Source organism: Campylobacter sp. IFREMER_LSEM_CL292, from assembly GCF_025771615.1.
Taxonomy (GTDB): Bacteria; Campylobacterota; Campylobacteria; order Campylobacterales; family Campylobacteraceae; genus Campylobacter_D; species Campylobacter_D lari_D.
The window spans coordinates 81,209-95,949 of sequence record NZ_JAKMQP010000004.1; the positions used below are offsets into that span (position 1 = coordinate 81,209).

18 protein-coding genes are annotated in these 14,741 nt (G+C 29.3%); 7 read left to right on the forward strand and 11 right to left on the reverse strand.

The window, feature by feature from the left end; all coding sequences use genetic code 11:
• Nucleotides 1-25: 25 nt before the first annotated feature.
• Complete coding sequence (locus tag L8T82_RS03795; RefSeq protein ID WP_263725906.1) at nt 26-853, reverse strand: prephenate dehydrogenase; 828 nt, start codon at nt 851-853, stop codon at nt 26-28.
• A 77-nt stretch (nt 854-930) separates the two neighbouring features.
• Here L8T82_RS03795 and bamA point away from each other — a divergent pair, with 77 nt between their 5' ends.
• The 7 genes from bamA to L8T82_RS03830 all read left to right on the forward strand — a co-directional run bounded on the left by bamA (nt 931) and on the right by L8T82_RS03830 (nt 7,148).
• Nucleotides 931-3,147, forward strand: coding sequence for an outer membrane protein assembly factor BamA (gene bamA, locus L8T82_RS03800; protein WP_263676315.1), 2,217 nt, complete (start codon nt 931-933; stop codon nt 3,145-3,147).
• 50 nt (nt 3,148-3,197) lie between these two features.
• A complete protein-coding gene (gene accD / locus L8T82_RS03805) occupies nt 3,198-4,040 on the forward strand; it encodes an acetyl-CoA carboxylase, carboxyltransferase subunit beta (RefSeq protein ID WP_263661930.1) in 843 nt (280 codons plus the stop codon).
• 2 nt (nt 4,041-4,042) lie between these two features.
• Nucleotides 4,043-4,498, forward strand: coding sequence for a 23S rRNA (pseudouridine(1915)-N(3))-methyltransferase RlmH (locus tag L8T82_RS03810; RefSeq protein WP_263661931.1), 456 nt, complete (start codon nt 4,043-4,045; stop codon nt 4,496-4,498).
• Between the two features lie 8 nt (nt 4,499-4,506).
• A complete protein-coding gene (dksA, locus tag L8T82_RS03815) occupies nt 4,507-4,863 on the forward strand; it encodes an RNA polymerase-binding protein DksA (protein ID WP_133319649.1) in 357 nt (118 codons plus the stop codon).
• Nucleotides 4,860-5,843, forward strand: coding sequence for a hypothetical protein (locus tag L8T82_RS03820; protein ID WP_263725907.1), 984 nt, complete (start codon nt 4,860-4,862; stop codon nt 5,841-5,843). Before dksA ends, L8T82_RS03820 begins: the two co-directional genes overlap by 4 nt.
• Nucleotides 5,840-6,766 (forward strand): tRNA dihydrouridine synthase, encoded by a 927-nt coding sequence (locus L8T82_RS03825; protein ID WP_263725908.1) that lies wholly within the window; start codon nt 5,840-5,842, stop codon nt 6,764-6,766. The genes L8T82_RS03820 and L8T82_RS03825 overlap by 4 nt, the downstream gene beginning before the upstream one ends.
• A gap of 61 nt (nt 6,767-6,827) precedes the next feature.
• Complete coding sequence (locus L8T82_RS03830) at nt 6,828-7,148, forward strand: hypothetical protein (protein ID WP_133319652.1); 321 nt, start codon at nt 6,828-6,830, stop codon at nt 7,146-7,148.
• On the opposite strand, the gene recO is transcribed toward L8T82_RS03830, so the two are convergent.
• From recO to L8T82_RS03880, 10 genes are all read right to left on the reverse strand, one after another.
• A complete protein-coding gene (recO, locus tag L8T82_RS03835) occupies nt 7,132-7,746 on the reverse strand; it encodes a recombination protein RecO (RefSeq protein ID WP_263660730.1) in 615 nt (204 codons plus the stop codon). The genes L8T82_RS03830 and recO overlap by 17 nt on opposite strands.
• Nucleotides 7,747-8,259 (reverse strand): cysteine hydrolase family protein, encoded by a 513-nt coding sequence (locus L8T82_RS03840; protein ID WP_263662859.1) that lies wholly within the window; start codon nt 8,257-8,259, stop codon nt 7,747-7,749.
• Complete coding sequence (locus L8T82_RS03845; protein WP_220566499.1) at nt 8,252-9,013, reverse strand: ATP-binding protein; 762 nt, start codon at nt 9,011-9,013, stop codon at nt 8,252-8,254. Before L8T82_RS03845 ends, L8T82_RS03840 begins: the two co-directional genes overlap by 8 nt.
• The gene (locus L8T82_RS03850) at nt 9,010-9,696 is read right to left on the reverse strand and encodes a 5'-methylthioadenosine/adenosylhomocysteine nucleosidase (RefSeq protein ID WP_133319656.1); all 687 of its coding nucleotides are present in this window, start codon (nt 9,694-9,696) and stop codon (nt 9,010-9,012) included. Before L8T82_RS03850 ends, L8T82_RS03845 begins: the two co-directional genes overlap by 4 nt.
• Nucleotides 9,693-10,613, reverse strand: coding sequence for an ACP S-malonyltransferase (gene fabD, locus L8T82_RS03855; RefSeq protein ID WP_263725910.1), 921 nt, complete (start codon nt 10,611-10,613; stop codon nt 9,693-9,695). The genes L8T82_RS03850 and fabD overlap by 4 nt, the downstream gene beginning before the upstream one ends.
• Entirely contained in the window at nt 10,613-11,194 is a 582-nt protein-coding gene (locus L8T82_RS03860) for an FKBP-type peptidyl-prolyl cis-trans isomerase (protein WP_263659718.1), read from the reverse strand. The genes fabD and L8T82_RS03860 overlap by 1 nt, the downstream gene beginning before the upstream one ends.
• 14 nt (nt 11,195-11,208) lie before the next feature.
• Complete coding sequence (locus tag L8T82_RS03865; RefSeq protein WP_220566502.1) at nt 11,209-12,201, reverse strand: tetratricopeptide repeat protein; 993 nt, start codon at nt 12,199-12,201, stop codon at nt 11,209-11,211.
• A gap of 11 nt (nt 12,202-12,212) precedes the next feature.
• Complete coding sequence (gene pal, locus L8T82_RS03870) at nt 12,213-12,698, reverse strand: peptidoglycan-associated lipoprotein Pal (RefSeq protein WP_133319660.1); 486 nt, start codon at nt 12,696-12,698, stop codon at nt 12,213-12,215.
• A gap of 66 nt (nt 12,699-12,764) precedes the next feature.
• Nucleotides 12,765-13,964: a Tol-Pal system protein TolB gene (tolB, locus tag L8T82_RS03875; RefSeq protein WP_263725911.1), complete on the reverse strand. Its 1,200-nt coding sequence runs from the start codon at nt 13,962-13,964 to the stop codon at nt 12,765-12,767.
• Complete coding sequence (locus L8T82_RS03880) at nt 13,964-14,740, reverse strand: TonB C-terminal domain-containing protein (RefSeq protein ID WP_133319662.1); 777 nt, start codon at nt 14,738-14,740, stop codon at nt 13,964-13,966. Before L8T82_RS03880 ends, tolB begins: the two co-directional genes overlap by 1 nt.
• Nucleotide 14,741 lies beyond the last annotated feature (1 nt).

Genomic DNA, 14,741 nt, shown 5'->3' on the forward strand with positions numbered 1-14,741 from the left:
AATTAAGAGTAAATTATAAAAAATTTTACAAAATTTCTCTTAACTTATTTGCACTTTTAATCCAAGCTTCAAGTTCATTTATATCACATTTTTCTATCATTTTTTTACACTCTTGTAATTCTTTTTGAAATAAATCAATAGAATTTAATAAATTTTGTTTGTTTTGTTCAAAAATACCGCTCCACATTTGAGGGTTTGATTTTGCAATTCTACACATATCTTTAAAAGAAGGGCCTCCTAGATGGGCTATATTTTTTTTATTTTCTTCTTTCATCACAAAATTTGCCAAAGAAAAACTAATCACATGCGGTAAGTGTGAAATGATAGAAGCATGATGATCATGTGAAATACTATCCATAAATACAAGCTTCATTCCTAAATCTGAAAAAATTTCTATAGCCCTTTTTTGATGAATATGATCAGCATTTTGCACATCGCACAAAACACAAACTGCATTTTTATACAAGTCTTTTATAGCTGCATTTGGACCACTATTTTCAGTTCCTGCCATAGGGTGAGCTGCGATAAATTGACTTTGTAAATCAGATGGTAAATTTTTAATAATTTCTTCTTTTGTACTTCCAAGCTCAATGATAGTGCAATCTTTAGAAATATCTTGAAATTCTTTTAAAATTTTTACAATAGCTCTTACAGGGATAGCTAAAAAAATCACATCACATTTTTTTAACTCTTCAAATGAAACAATTTTATCTATTAATTTTCGCTCTAGCGCGATTTGTTCAAATTCTTTGTTTATATCATATCCGCAAACTAAATCTATTAATTTATTCTCTCTTAAGCTAAGGCCCAAAGATCCACCTATTAAGCCAAGTCCGATTATACCTAATTTCATAAATTTTCCTTAAAAAGCATTAGTTAAAAATATTTTGGTATTATAACGATTTTGTATATAAAAATTTAGGTAAAATGATGAAAAAATGGTTTGTTTTCTTTGCACTCTCAAGTTCTTTATGTGCAGCTACGATTAAAGATATAAAATTTGAAGGCTTATCGCAACTTTCTAAAGAAAGTGCTATTGCGATTTCTAAATTAAAAATAGGACAAAAAATCGATCCTGCTAGTATAGACATAGCGATTAAAAACCTTTTTGATAGAAATTATTTTAAAGATATAGTAGTAGAAGAAAAAAATGGGGTGCTAACTTTTAAAGTAATAGAAAAACCTTCCATTGGAAAAATAGATATTCAAGGTATAGCAAGTAACGATAGAAAACAAATAGAAAGCCTTGTTGGTTTAAAACCTGGAATTTTATATGATGAAAATTCAGCTAAAGACGCAGCTGAAAAAATCAAACTTTTTTATCAAGCCAAAGGTTTTTATGATACTGTTGTAGAAATCAAAGATGAAAAATTAAGTAATTCAAGCTCATTAAAACTTACTTTTGTTGTAAATCGTGGGGAAAATATCATCATAGAAAAAGTACATTTAAGTGGTGCAAAAAATTTAAGTTATTCAGATATTGAACCTGCAGTAGCAAATAAACAAAGAGAAGCTCTAGGCTGGATGTGGGGCTTTAATGATGGTAAGCTTAAAATCTTTGATCTTGCAAATGATAGCTCAAGAATTTCAGATGTATATTTAAAAGAAGGTTATCTTGATGTGAGCGTATCTCCTGCTTTTTTAAATACTTATACAGATACTTATCAAGCTGATTTAACTTATTTTATCAACGAGGGTGAGGTTTATAAAGTTAAAGGGATTAAAATTTTTAATCCTATTTTTAGTGATGAAGAAAATGAAGCTTTAGTAAATGATTTAAAATTAAGTGTTGGAAAAATAGTTAATATAGAAAAACTAAGAGAAGATATAAAAACTATAGAAACAAAGACAGCTGATTTGGGTTATGCTTTTGTACAGGTTATACCTGATATACAAAAAGATAAAGAAAACCATGAAGCTATGATTATTTTTAAAGTCATACCTAATGAAAAAGTATATGTTAGAAATGTTGAAATTTCAGGTAATACTAAAACAGTTGATAGGGTTATTCGTAGAGAGCTTTATCTAACCGAAGGCAATCTTTATAATAGAACTGATTTAATAGACTCAAGAAATGCTCTAAGAAGAACTGCATATTTTGAAAATGTAGATATTAAAGAACAAAGAGTAGATGATACGCATATTGATTTGATAGTAGAAGTCAAAGAAGCTTCAACTGGAGCTATTTCAGGTGGTATTGGTTATGGAACTAGTGATGGAATTTTACTTAGTGCTTCATTATCTGATGCAAATATCTTAGGCTCTGGCATGAAAGGAAGTGTAAGTATAGACAAAGGCGATGATACACTTTCAGGTAGAATATCTTTAAGAAATCCTAGAGTAAATGATAGTGATTATTCTCTTGGAGGATCATTATATTCAGATCGTTTAGAATGGGATAGTTATGATGAGAGAAACTATGGTTTTGATATAAGTGTTGGTAAAACTTTGGGAAGATATACAAGCATAGATTTAACTTACAATCTTGAGCAAAGTGATATTTATCATTTGAGTGATCGCTTAATAGCTCAAGGATATAAACTTGGTAAAACTTACAAAAGCTCTATCACTCCTTCAATAGTATTTAACAATACAGATGATTATTATCTACCAAGATCAGGTTTTATCGCTTCAACCTCACTTGAATATGCAGGCTTAGGTGGAGATCAAGAATTTATAAGCTCTACTACTAAATTTAATTATTATCAAGGCTTAGAAGAATTTATAGGTTGGGATTTGATTTATCGCTATAAAGCAAGTTTTTATAAGGTATGGGATCAAGGTTATTTACCTATCAATGAAAAATTATACCTTGGAGGCATAGGAACTATTAGAGGTTTTGATAGAAGAAGCGTGAGTCCTAAAAACGAATGGGGTGATGAAACAGGTGGTACAGTGGCTTTTGCAAATTCTGTAGAGCTTAGCTTTCCAATCTTTGATAGAATCAAACTAAGAGGAAGTGTATTTTTTGACTATGGTGCCATAGGAGAAAGTTCTTTAAGTCAAATTCAAAGATGGAGCACAGGTGTTGGCTTTGAGTGGCTAACCCCACTAGGTGCTTTAAATTTAGTTTTTGCTAAACCATTTAACACTAATTCAAAAGACGACTTAAGCAAATTCGAGTTTATGTTGGGTGCAAGATTTTAAAAATACTAAAATCTTGCTATAATTTTGAAATTTTATTTTAGGTAGAGATAATGAATTTTTTAGATATTTTTTCTAGTATAAGACGCAAACAAGCCGCTCCAAGCGAAGCTCCAAACCACTGGGTAAAATGTAATTCTTGTCATGCGTTAATGTATTATAAAGAAATAGAAACTTGTTATAATGTTTGCCCTAAATGTAATTTTCATATGAGATTAAATCCTTTAAAACGCATCGAGCTACTTAGTGATGAAGATACTTTTGTAGAAATGGATAAAGATTTACATGCGATTGATCCGCTTAAATTTGTTGATAGTAAATCATATAAAAAAAGATTAGCAGAAAATGAAGAAAAAACAGGAAGAAAAAGCGCTATAATAAGCGGCGAGTGCAATATAGATGGCATTAAAACTCAATTAGTTGTTTTTGATTTTTCTTTCATGGGTGGAAGTTTGGGCTCAGTAGAAGGTGAAAAAATTCTTAGAGCTATTGAAAGAGCGATTGAGAAAAAAACTCCTGTTGTTATAGTGAGTGCAAGTGGTGGAGCTAGAATGCAAGAAAGCACTTATTCTTTAATGCAAATGAGCAAAACAAGTGCGGCATTAAAGCTATTAGCAGAAGAAAAGCTTCCCTATATTTCTGTCTTAACTGATCCAACTATGGGTGGAGTGAGTGCATCGTTTGCTTGGCTTGGAGATATCATTATGGCTGAACCTGGTGCCCTAGTAGGTTTTGCAGGAGCTAGAGTTATCAAACAAACTATAGGTACTGATTTACCAGAAGGCTTTCAAAAGGCCGAATTTTTACTTGAACATGGATTAATTGATGCTATTGTAGAAAGAAGTGAACATAAAAAATTTATAGCAGATTTTTTAAGATTTTTTTCTAAAAATTAAAAATGCATATTAATCTTTTAAGCATTCAAAAAAACAATAATAATGAATTCAGTAAAATAGATGAGCACTACACCAAGCTCATCAAAAAATTTTGCAATTTTAATGATATTTGTATTTTTAACAGTAAAATTAATTTAGCACAAAATACCAATACCATAGAAGCAAAAAAATCTTATACAAACGCGCTAAATCCTTATAAAAAAGGTTTTTGCATAGCTTTAGATGAAAATGGTAAAGAGCTTACAAGTGTAGAATTTGCTAAATTATTACAAGATAAAAATGAAATTTCTTTTTTTATAGGCGGTGCTTATGGCCTTGAAAAAGAATTCATCGCACAAATGCATACAAGCATAGCTCTTAGCAAAATGACTTTAGTGCATAAATTTGCCAAAACTATGCTTTTAGAACAAATTTATCGTGCATTTTGCATTAATACAAATCATCCATACCACAAATAGGAGCATTTATGCAAGAGTTAAATCTTGAAGAATTTAAAAATATATTACTTCAAAGACAAAAAGAAATTTTACAAGAACTTCAAGGTAATATAGACAATATCCATGATCTGCAAGATAGTGAACCAAGAGATGAAGTTGATTTACAACAAATTGACAACAGCTCACATATTGACTTAAAAATCAATGAAAATTTAAAAACAGAATTAGAAGAAATTAAACATTCATTAAGCAAAATAGATAACAATACTTATGGAATTTGTGAGTATTGTGATGAAGATATACATCCTGAAAGACTCAAAGTAAAACCTCACGCAAAATATTGTATAAATTGTCGTGAAAACTTAGAAAAAAGGAAAGAATTATGAAAGTAAAATTATTTTTCTTTGCAAGTTTAGTTTATCTTTTAATCGTAGCAGCCTTAGTTTATAATCTAAATTTGGGAAATTACACTTTCACAATTTCTACTTTTGAGCTAAATTTACCTATCAGCTTATGGGTAATTTTACCTGCATTTATTTTGATGGTTTTAGCTTTATTGCATATGAGTTTTTATGGCTTTTTAAAACATTTACAATACAAAAATCTTATTAAAGACAGCAAAAATTATGAAAATTTTTTAATTGATGTATTTTTGAAAAAAATAAGCAAAATTAAATTTAAAACTCAAGAATTTCAAGATATAGCCAAAAACACTCAAGCTCTTTATTTTAAAGAAAAAAATCAAAATACAAAAATAGATGATATTATAAATATTTTAGAGCAGTTAGACAAAAAGGAATTTGTGGAATTAAAAAAATACAAACTCGATCCACATAATGAAATTTTCATTTTAAATGAAAAAAATCACTTCCAAAAAGATAGCGACTATGCTTTTTCTTTTATTAAAAATAAAGAAACTCTGACAAATGAATTAGAAAATTTTGCTTATAAAATGGTATTAGATAATGCACCTTATAGCCAAATTAAAACACTAAAAATACAAAAAAATCAAGATGATATTTTATTACTTTTGGATAGATTTGAAAAAGAAAATTTGGAATTAAATCATGCTGAAATCGAAGTTTTGCTTAGCATGAATACCTTAGATGATAAGTCATATTTACAATGCACAAAAATACTTTGTAAAAAAATAGAGCCTCAAATATTAATTGCTTTATTTAAAAAGTTAAAAGATAGTCATTCTCAAGCTTTAAAAGCTTATCTTTATACTTTAGCAGAATTTGGTATGTATGATGAATTGCTTAATGAATTAGGAAATGATCAAAACGAACATAAGGATTTTAGACTCTTACTCTTTTTAAGAGAACATAATAAAAAAATAGAACTTGAAAAATTTATACAATGATAGATTTTAGTAAAAAACCTTTGTTTTTAGCTCCTATGGCAGGTTTTTCAGACTTGCCTTTGAGAAATTTAGTTAAGCAATTTGGGGCCGATGTAACAATTAGTGAGATGATAAGTTCTAATGCTTTAGTGTATGAAAGCTCAAAAACTCTTAAAATGTTGGAAAAAGCTGAACTTGAGAATCCTTATATAGTTCAAATTGCAGGCTCGGATGAAAGTGTGATTCAAAGAGCGGTAGAAATATTAAATCGTTTTGATTTTATAGATGGGATTGATTTTAATTGCGGCTGTCCTGTAAATAAAGTTATAAAACAATGTGCAGGTAGTGCTCTTTTGCAAGATCTTGATAAATTGCAAAGAATTTTAGAACTTATCAAAAAAACAAGCAATAAAAAGCTAACTAGTGTCAAAGTAAGATTAGGGTTTGAAAAAAAAGATCCTATTGCTATTGCTAAAGCATGTGAAAATGCTGGGGTAGATTTTATCAGTATGCATGGTCGCACTAGAAAACAAATGTATAGCGGAAATTCTGATTATGAAGCTATAGCTTTAGCTAAAGAAAATATCAAAATTCCTTTAGTTGCAAATGGCGATATTAGCACAGAAAATACTAAAGAAGTTTTTAAAATAACAAATTGTGATGCATTGATGATAGGGCGTGCAAGCATAGGAAAACCTTGGATATTTCACGAGGTAAAAACTGGCAAAAAAATCGATAAAATTTTAAAAAACAAAATCATCTTTACGCATTTTGAAGAAATGCTAAAACATTATAAAGAACAAGGTATAAGCATATTTAGAAAGCACTTACATGAATATTCTAAAGGCTATGAAGATGCTTCAAATTTTAGAGATTGTGTTAATCGCATTAATGATGCAGAAATTATGCGAAAATATATGCAAGAATTTTTCAATAAGGAATGATTTTTGCTTGTAAAATTCTAAGCAATATGAATGAAGAGATACCATAAAACAAGGAAGGTTCATGGCAGCTCATATCAATTCAAAAGGGATTTACAAAGCATTAGGTGGCATTAGAACAAGTGCAAATAATCTAGCAGCACATGCTTCAAAGCTTAACAATCATAGTTTAAATTTCGAGCAAGTTTTACAACAAACACAACCAAAATGTATAAGCACTTGCTTACAAAGCTCCCAAAAACAACTTGGAAATTTGCTTGAAGATATTAAAAATAGCAAGGAAGCTATTATAAAAAATACACATATTGATAGTGCAAATATCATCGCAAAATTAAGACAAGAGGCTATTATGATGTATGATATTACTCTTAAAAACCCTCTTTAATGATTTTATATAAATTATCAATATATTCATCGCTAAAATGCGATGAATTAAAATTTTCATAAAACCTCACAAGATCTTTAGCTTTAAACTCATAGCCAAAAGCACATTTTTTATGTGCAGGCAAAAAAGCCCTTACTAATACAACATCTTCTTTTATACACTCATCACACAAAAAGCAAATAAAATCCTTATGCAAGCGTCCTTCAAAGCTTAGAATCTTTAAATAAGCATCCACAATCACACGCTTGCAATCTTGTTTTTCAAAACGCTTAGCACAATCTTCTAAAAGCTCAAAATAAAAACTATCAATCTCCTCAACATCTTTTAAATGCCAATAAAAAAGCCTGATAAATTCTTGCCAAAAAAACATTTTTTCTCTATCTAAAACCCAAGAAAATCCAATATGTAAAACATCTTTTAAGCGCGGTAAAAATCTAGAACTTTCCTCAAGTTCAAAATCAATCTTATATCCATTTAGAATATTAGAATGTCTCATTCCGTAAAATCTATAACTTTTAATAACTTTTTTGGCACTTAAAAGATAAACAATCAAATCCTCATCTTTTACGCTCTGAGTGTGCAAAATAAAGCCTTGCATCTATAAAAGCTCTATGCCATAAGCTTGTAAAATTTCATAAGCACTATTTTCTAAAGATTCGTTAAAACTTGCAGTAGCGTTTTTATGTAAAATAATTTTAGAATTAGGCGTGGCGCTTTGAGCTAAAATAATATTACTAAATACACAAATATGCGAAACCAAACCACAAAATTCTATACTTTCATAATGATTTTGTTTTAAAAAATTAGCCAATTCTAAACTACCAAAAGCATTCTTATAAAAGATTTTTTTTGCATTTTTTAAATACACATTAAAATCACTTGGCATTTGCCAACCAAAAGTATCTTTAATACAATGATAAATAGGCAGTTTTTTTCCTTCTTGGGTTTTTAAATAGCTCTCATCATGCGTATCAAAAGTAAAAACAACATCACCTTGATGATTTTTTAAAAGAGTAAGAATATTATCTTTTATCTTGGTAGCTTTTTCAAAACCTAAGCTACCATCGATAAAATCATTTTGATAATCAACTATAATTAAAAGTTTAGTCATTATCCTTAACCATGAAAAAACTATCCGTGTGGATATTTTCAAATGCAGTTTTTAAGCTCGTAAATAATTTTGGATTTTCTTTTTCTAAATTTGCTAAAAGCTGTTTAGCTTCTTCTCTAGCATGAGGAAATTTTACATTTTTTTCACTTAATTTCATACCAGGACAAAATTCATTACCAATTACTTCTAATTCATTATTAATAGCATTTTCCCTTAATTGTCTTTCTCTTACAAAAATCAAAGGACGGATGACTTCTATACCTCTTTTACTTTTATATTTTGGCGCTAAACTTCTAAGAGCACCATTATAAATGAAATTCATAAAAAAACTCTCTACTGCATCATCTAAATGATGAGCTATGGCTAATTTATTAAAACCATTTTCTAAGGCGTAAGTATATAAAGCACCACGTCTCATTCTTGAAAAATAGCTACAAAAGCTTGAATTTTTTCTAATGGTATCACCTGAAATTTCATAAATATTAGAATCAATAACCTCATGGTCAATACCATGTTCTTTGCAGTGATTATGAAGTTTGGTGTAATCTTCACCCATGCCATAACTTAAAGTTACTGCTTTAAGTTCAAATTTAAAAGGTGCATGTGCTTGCATACGCTTTAAAAGATGAGCTAGAGCTAGAGAGTCTTTCCCGCCACTAAGTCCTAATAAAACTTTATCATTATCTCCTATTAAGGAAAACTTAGCATTTGCTTTTGCAACTTCTCTGATTAGTCTTTTGCTAAGATTTATCATAATTTCTCACAAATTTTTAAAACAAAATTAGCTGAAATTTTAGCGGATTTTTCTACAAACTCATCAAAGTCAAATTCAGCTTTTTCACCTGCCTTATCACTCATTGATCTTAAAACCAAACATGGAATTTTTAAAGCATCACATACCAAAGCCACACTAGCTCCTTCCATTTCACAAGCATCTGCGTTAAAAATTTCTCTAATTTTTGCTTTTTTATTCTCATCACAAATAAATTCATCACCCGTAGCGATAATACCTGATTGTAATTTAACACCAAGTTCTTTAGCAACCTCTATGGCAAGATTATTAAGCTTATCATCTGTTTTTATAAAAATTTCATTACCAGGAACATAACCAAGCGGATGTCCAAAAGCTGTAATATCTAAATCATATTGAGCTAATTTTGTAGCATAGATTAAATCCCCTATTTCCAAACTAGGATTAAAAGCACCAGCCACTCCTGTAAAAAGCATAAGTTCAGCTTTAAATTTTTCTATCATAATAGTCGCGCTAAGAGTGGAATTTACTTTCCCTATCTTAGAATAAGCGATGATTAATTCATGATTTTTGTATTTTGCAATATAATAAGTATTATTTGCATATTCAATTGTTTGATATTCTTTTAATGTTTCGAGTAAAGGAGTAACCTCTTCGGGCATAGCTCCTAAAATAGCTATTTTCATTTAATCACCTTTAGAATTTCATCAATATCTTCTATTTTACTTAAAGCATAAGTTTCTTTTTGAGTGATTTTTTTATTTAAGCCCTTTAGCACGCTCGCACCAAATTCTATATAAAAATCCACTTCATTGTCTATTGTTTTAATGCTTTGTTTATAAAGAACAGGCTTTATAAGTTGCTCGCTTAAAAGTGTTAAAGCTTGAGTTTTATCACTATATATTTTTGCATTTACATTTGAAACTACACTTTTAAAATCATCTTTTAACACAAGCTCTAGTTCTTTTGTAAGTTTTAAAGACGCATTTTTTAATAATGGACAATGGCTTGCAACACTCATATTCAAAAGCATAGCTCTTTTGGCTCCTGCATTCTTAAACTCACTCTCATAAGAAGCTAAATCAGGCTTTAAGCCCGCTACTACAATCTGTCCTTCACAATTATAATTAGCTGCAAAAATACTTTTTTGCTCACTTAATGCCTTTTGACAAAGTTCTTCTACTACTTTATCTTCAAGTCCTAAAACCACCATCATACCAGCTTCGATTTTAGAGCAATCCTCCTGCATAAATTGGCCACGCTTGTTAACAAGTGCTATAATATCTAAAAAGTCAAATGCACCTTGAGTCGCTAAAGCACTAAATTCTCCTAGTGAATGGCCTAAACTATACTTAGCTTCTATACTAGCTTGCTCTTTTAAAGCTTCATAAGCCATTAGTGAGTTTAACACTATGGCCATTTGTGTAAATTCACTTTTATTTAAATTTTCATTTTCCTTAAAAAGCAAATTTTTAAAATCAATTTTACAATAATCACTTGCACAATCTAATAATTCTCTTGCTTTAAGTGAATTCTCATAAAAACTAAGCCCCATACCAACACTTTGAGAGCCTTGGCCTGGGAAAATAAATGCACTATTCATTAGTGTCCACCGCAGCAACCGCCACCACCATGTCCGTGGCCACCACAACATCCACCACCATGTCCGTGATGATGATCATGATGATGTCCTCCACCACCACATCCACAACTTCTGCTACCTGCAATAATTCCTGTTAAAATTTCATCTTCACTTGCAGCTCTAACATCTACAATATTAATTGAAAATAACAAGTCTTTTCCTGCGTAAGCATGATTATAATCAATAGTAACTTCATTCTCAGTAATTTCTCTAACAATTACTCTTACTGTATTACCATCTTCGCCTTCACCAAAAAGCTCCATACCAACTTGCAAATCAATCCCTGCAAATTGTTCTTTTGGTAAAGTTTGCAATGCATTTGCATCATATTCACCCAAAGCATTTTCTTTTTTTATCACAATATCGGCATTACATGGGGCATCAAGTTTTTGAATTTCTTCTTCTAGTCCTTCTAAAATTTGACCCTTACCTAAAATAAAAGAAATAGGTTCAGCATAAATATTTGATTCTAAAACTTCATTTGTGTTTGCATCTTTTAACTCATAAAACATTGAAACTACACTATTTTTTTCTATAGCCATTTTATCTCCTTTTTTTATTTTCTATCTGGCGAAACTTTTGCTTCAGGACTATCAGGATAAGCTGTCTTTAAAGCTTTGTAAAATTTATTAGCACTTTTTGGATCCCCAACTTTATCTAAGCTTATAGCCGTATGATAAAGTAATTTTGGCACATAATCACCCTTGGTGCTTATAGCAGAACTTTTTTTGTAAAATCCCAAAGCGCCTGCATAATCTTTTTGTTTATATCTTATCTCTCCAAGCCAAAAAGTAGATCTAGCAGGTTTATAATGGATACTAATTAAATGCTCAAATTTTTCTTTTGCATCATCAAATTGATTTTTATTGGTTTCATCAATAGCTTTTTTTAAAATTTCGCTAGATTGCAGTTTTTTCCAACTATCATCTTTCACTTGAACAATTTCTTTTTCCAAAGTTGTATTTACTTCTTTAATGACTTCTTGGGTTTTATTGCTTTCACTAGCAATAGGAACAACTTGGATATTATTTGTTTGATTTTGCACTCTAGCTATTTCCGATTGAAAAAAAGTTATGGTTTGGTTCATATCTTCTTTAGAAACATAATCATCATTAATTTTATTGATCAAAGTTGTTATTTCGCTCAATACTTTTTGAATTTCTTGGTGATTTTTTTCTTGAATTTGCCTATTTTCTTCTACATAAGCTCTTAAATTTTGAATTTCTTTTGTGATATTTGCATCAAAATTTTGATAGTTTTCTTCTAGTGAAAGTAATTTTGTATTTGCCTTAGAATATTGAGCATTTAAACCCTCGGTTACACTTTGTAAACCTTCTATATTTTCTACAGCAGTATTTATCTTACTAGTCAAATTAGTATAATATTCATTTAAAGCTTTTAAGCGTTCTTGATTTTCGTATTGTAATTTTTCATTTTGAGTTAAGCCATAAGGTGTTTTTGTATCTACTTTTCCTGCATCAAATGCTGAAATTTCAGCGTATAAAAAAGTAGCTCCTAAAAGAGCTACTGATAATAATTTGATTTTCATTTATTTAAAACTTATTTTGATAATTTAAATTCTGCACGACGATTTTGCGCATCACAAGCTTTTGTTCTTTCAGTGCATACAGGATTAGTTTCTCCATAACTTTTTACGCTTATTCTATCTGCGCTAACACCTTGAGCTACTAAAGATTCTTTAACAGCTTTAGCTCTTTTTAAACCTAGAGCTTGATTATATTCATCAGTTCCCCATTCATCGCAGTTTCCTTCAACTACAATTGCAGCATTCGCGGCTTCTTTGTTGAAAATTTCAGCATTATCTGCAACAACTTTTTGCATATCTTTTCTAACATTAAATTTATCAAAATCAAAATACACATTTGCAATAGAATTTAAAGATTCAAGATTTTCAAATCTATCAGAACCACCACTACCTTTTGATCCATCTACACTACTTGAACTGCTTACACTAGTATTTTTTGTAGCACAACCACTTACAATAACAGCAAATGCAGTAATTGAAGCAAAAATGATTTTTTTCATTGCTTTTCCCCTTTTTTATTTAAAAATCATGTTTAATTATAACAAAAAAAATACAATTTTGATATTTTACCAATCAATTGATTGAATTTTACCCACCTTTAAACCATAATGAAAAGCCCTATTTGCATTAATTCTAATGACTCCTAAGGCACTTTGTGAACCTAAATATTTAATAAATACTACACTTTCTCCATCACTTGAAAATCTTGGAAAAAGATTTTTACCATTTGCAGTGAGTTGTCTTATATAATCACTTTTGGTTGACATTAAATAAAGATTAAAAACCCCACTTTGATTTACCTCCCTGCTAGAATAAACCATATAATGTTTATAGGTAGAAACTGAAGAATTATTTTTACCATGAAAAACTACTTGTTCTGTTAAATTAGAATCTAAATTTTGCATAAAAATATTTGGATAACCTAAACGATCTGATACAAATACGATTTTTTTATCATCATCTACAAAGTTGCCATTTACATCAATACCCGTATAATTTGTAATCTGTTTTAAATCTTTTGTATCTGTATCATACAAATACACATCTGGCTGATCTTTTGGCGCCATAGTAAGTAAAATTTTTTTACCATCATCGCTAACATCAGAAGCAACCATCATACCCTTACTAGCAATGATTTTTGTGATGTTTTTATTTTTCATATTATATTTATAAAGTGTTGGAATTTCATCTTCATAAGCAGTGAAATAAAATGCATCTTGTTCTTTATTTGCCCATTTGGGAAATAAATTTAAACCTTTTGATATTAATATCTTTTGATAAGTTAAAGTATAATCTGCTAACAAAATATCACTTTGCTTATTACCTTGAGTCCTAGCTATTAAAATTTTATGATCCATCCAATCAACCGGTGCAAAACCTAATTTTCTATTCATTTGAGCGACACTTCTATGTGCTAAAAATGGATATTCTTCAATGGAAAGAATTTGCTCATAAAATCTCGTTTTTGTTTCATTTGTAGCTAAAATTTCAACATCAATATCCAAAAGCTTACCATTTTTATTTAAAACATAAGAAAAAATATAATCACCTTGTTTTTCATCTTGAGTTAATTCAAAATTTGAACTCACTTTTATATCATTAACAAGCATATTATAAAAGCTTTTTTTAAGATCTAAATCATTCAATCTTGATTGATCCTTAATATAAATTTTAGGTAATTGCATACCTTTATTTACAACAGATATTGTCGCATCTTGCCCAAATAATACTGAACAAAAAAATAAAAACGCTAATATTTTTCTCATCACTTCTCCGTTTTAAACTCAATTATATCACTAAGTTTCATTTTAATTTTTCTTATTTTACCATTTGGAGGTAAAGTTATGTATTTTCCTTCTAAATTTTGTAAAAATTCTTTTGCCTTTTTATCAAAATTATCACTATGTGCGCTAGTGGTACTTAGCAAATAAAAATATCCGTTATTATCAATTACAAATTCTACTTCTATACTTAAATTACCACTAGGATTGTATATTCTCCATCTATCTTCAAGATGTTTTCTAACAGCACCTAAAAATTGATCATAAACTCCTATTTTTTGTTCTATAACAGATTGTCCTAGTTCTTGATTAATTTGTAGATTTTCATTTAATTGCTTAGAAAAATCATTGATTTTTTCTCTTTGAGTAAAAGTAGGTTTTTTCGATGGCATTGAAGATTGTACTTTTGTAGTTTTTTCTTCTTGATAGTCTTCTATTTTGCCAAATAACTCATTGAAAACACTAGCTTGTTGTTCTACATTTTGAGTATTAACATTTTTATTTGTAGTGTATTTTTGCAAAAGATTCTCTTCAAATAAACTTTGCAAATTTTCCTTTTGTAGCTCTTGTATCATATTTACTTGATTTTGATTTATACTATCTCCAAGTTCTATATTAATAAAACTATTGGGATCATTGGTATATTCAATAGCTTTTGGCTTATATTCGACTAACTTAAAAAATACTAAAAAAACAACAAAAAAATAAACTAAAATCGCATAAGTAAAAGCTTTAAAATTATATGTAGAATTTTCTTCCATT

Coding starts and splice junctions, on each gene's coding strand:
- L8T82_RS03865 (WP_220566502.1), bottom strand. CDS start 12,201: ATGAAAATCAAATTATTATCAGTAGCTCTTTTAGGAGCTACTTTTTTA.
- L8T82_RS03810 (WP_263661931.1), top strand. CDS start 4,043: ATGCATATTAATCTTTTAAGCATTCAAAAAAACAATAATAATGAATTC.
- L8T82_RS03845 (WP_220566499.1), bottom strand. CDS start 9,013: ATGATAAATCTTAGCAAAAGACTAATCAGAGAAGTTGCAAAAGCAAAT.
- L8T82_RS03830 (WP_133319652.1), top strand. CDS start 6,828: ATGGCAGCTCATATCAATTCAAAAGGGATTTACAAAGCATTAGGTGGC.
- dksA (WP_133319649.1), top strand. CDS start 4,507: ATGCAAGAGTTAAATCTTGAAGAATTTAAAAATATATTACTTCAAAGA.
- L8T82_RS03850 (WP_133319656.1), bottom strand. CDS start 9,696: ATGAAAATAGCTATTTTAGGAGCTATGCCCGAAGAGGTTACTCCTTTA.
- tolB (WP_263725911.1), bottom strand. CDS start 13,964: ATGAGAAAAATATTAGCGTTTTTATTTTTTTGTTCAGTATTATTTGGG.
- L8T82_RS03795 (WP_263725906.1), bottom strand. CDS start 853: ATGAAATTAGGTATAATCGGACTTGGCTTAATAGGTGGATCTTTGGGC.
- L8T82_RS03825 (WP_263725908.1), top strand. CDS start 5,840: ATGATAGATTTTAGTAAAAAACCTTTGTTTTTAGCTCCTATGGCAGGT.
- L8T82_RS03840 (WP_263662859.1), bottom strand. CDS start 8,259: ATGACTAAACTTTTAATTATAGTTGATTATCAAAATGATTTTATCGAT.
- bamA (WP_263676315.1), top strand. CDS start 931: ATGAAAAAATGGTTTGTTTTCTTTGCACTCTCAAGTTCTTTATGTGCA.
- L8T82_RS03880 (WP_133319662.1), bottom strand. CDS start 14,740: ATGGAAGAAAATTCTACATATAATTTTAAAGCTTTTACTTATGCGATT.
- accD (WP_263661930.1), top strand. CDS start 3,198: ATGAATTTTTTAGATATTTTTTCTAGTATAAGACGCAAACAAGCCGCT.
- pal (WP_133319660.1), bottom strand. CDS start 12,698: ATGAAAAAAATCATTTTTGCTTCAATTACTGCATTTGCTGTTATTGTA.
- L8T82_RS03820 (WP_263725907.1), top strand. CDS start 4,860: ATGAAAGTAAAATTATTTTTCTTTGCAAGTTTAGTTTATCTTTTAATC.
- fabD (WP_263725910.1), bottom strand. CDS start 10,613: ATGAATAGTGCATTTATTTTCCCAGGCCAAGGCTCTCAAAGTGTTGGT.
- L8T82_RS03860 (WP_263659718.1), bottom strand. CDS start 11,194: ATGGCTATAGAAAAAAATAGTGTAGTTTCAATGTTTTATGAGTTAAAA.
- recO (WP_263660730.1), bottom strand. CDS start 7,746: ATGCAAGGCTTTATTTTGCACACTCAGAGCGTAAAAGATGAGGATTTG.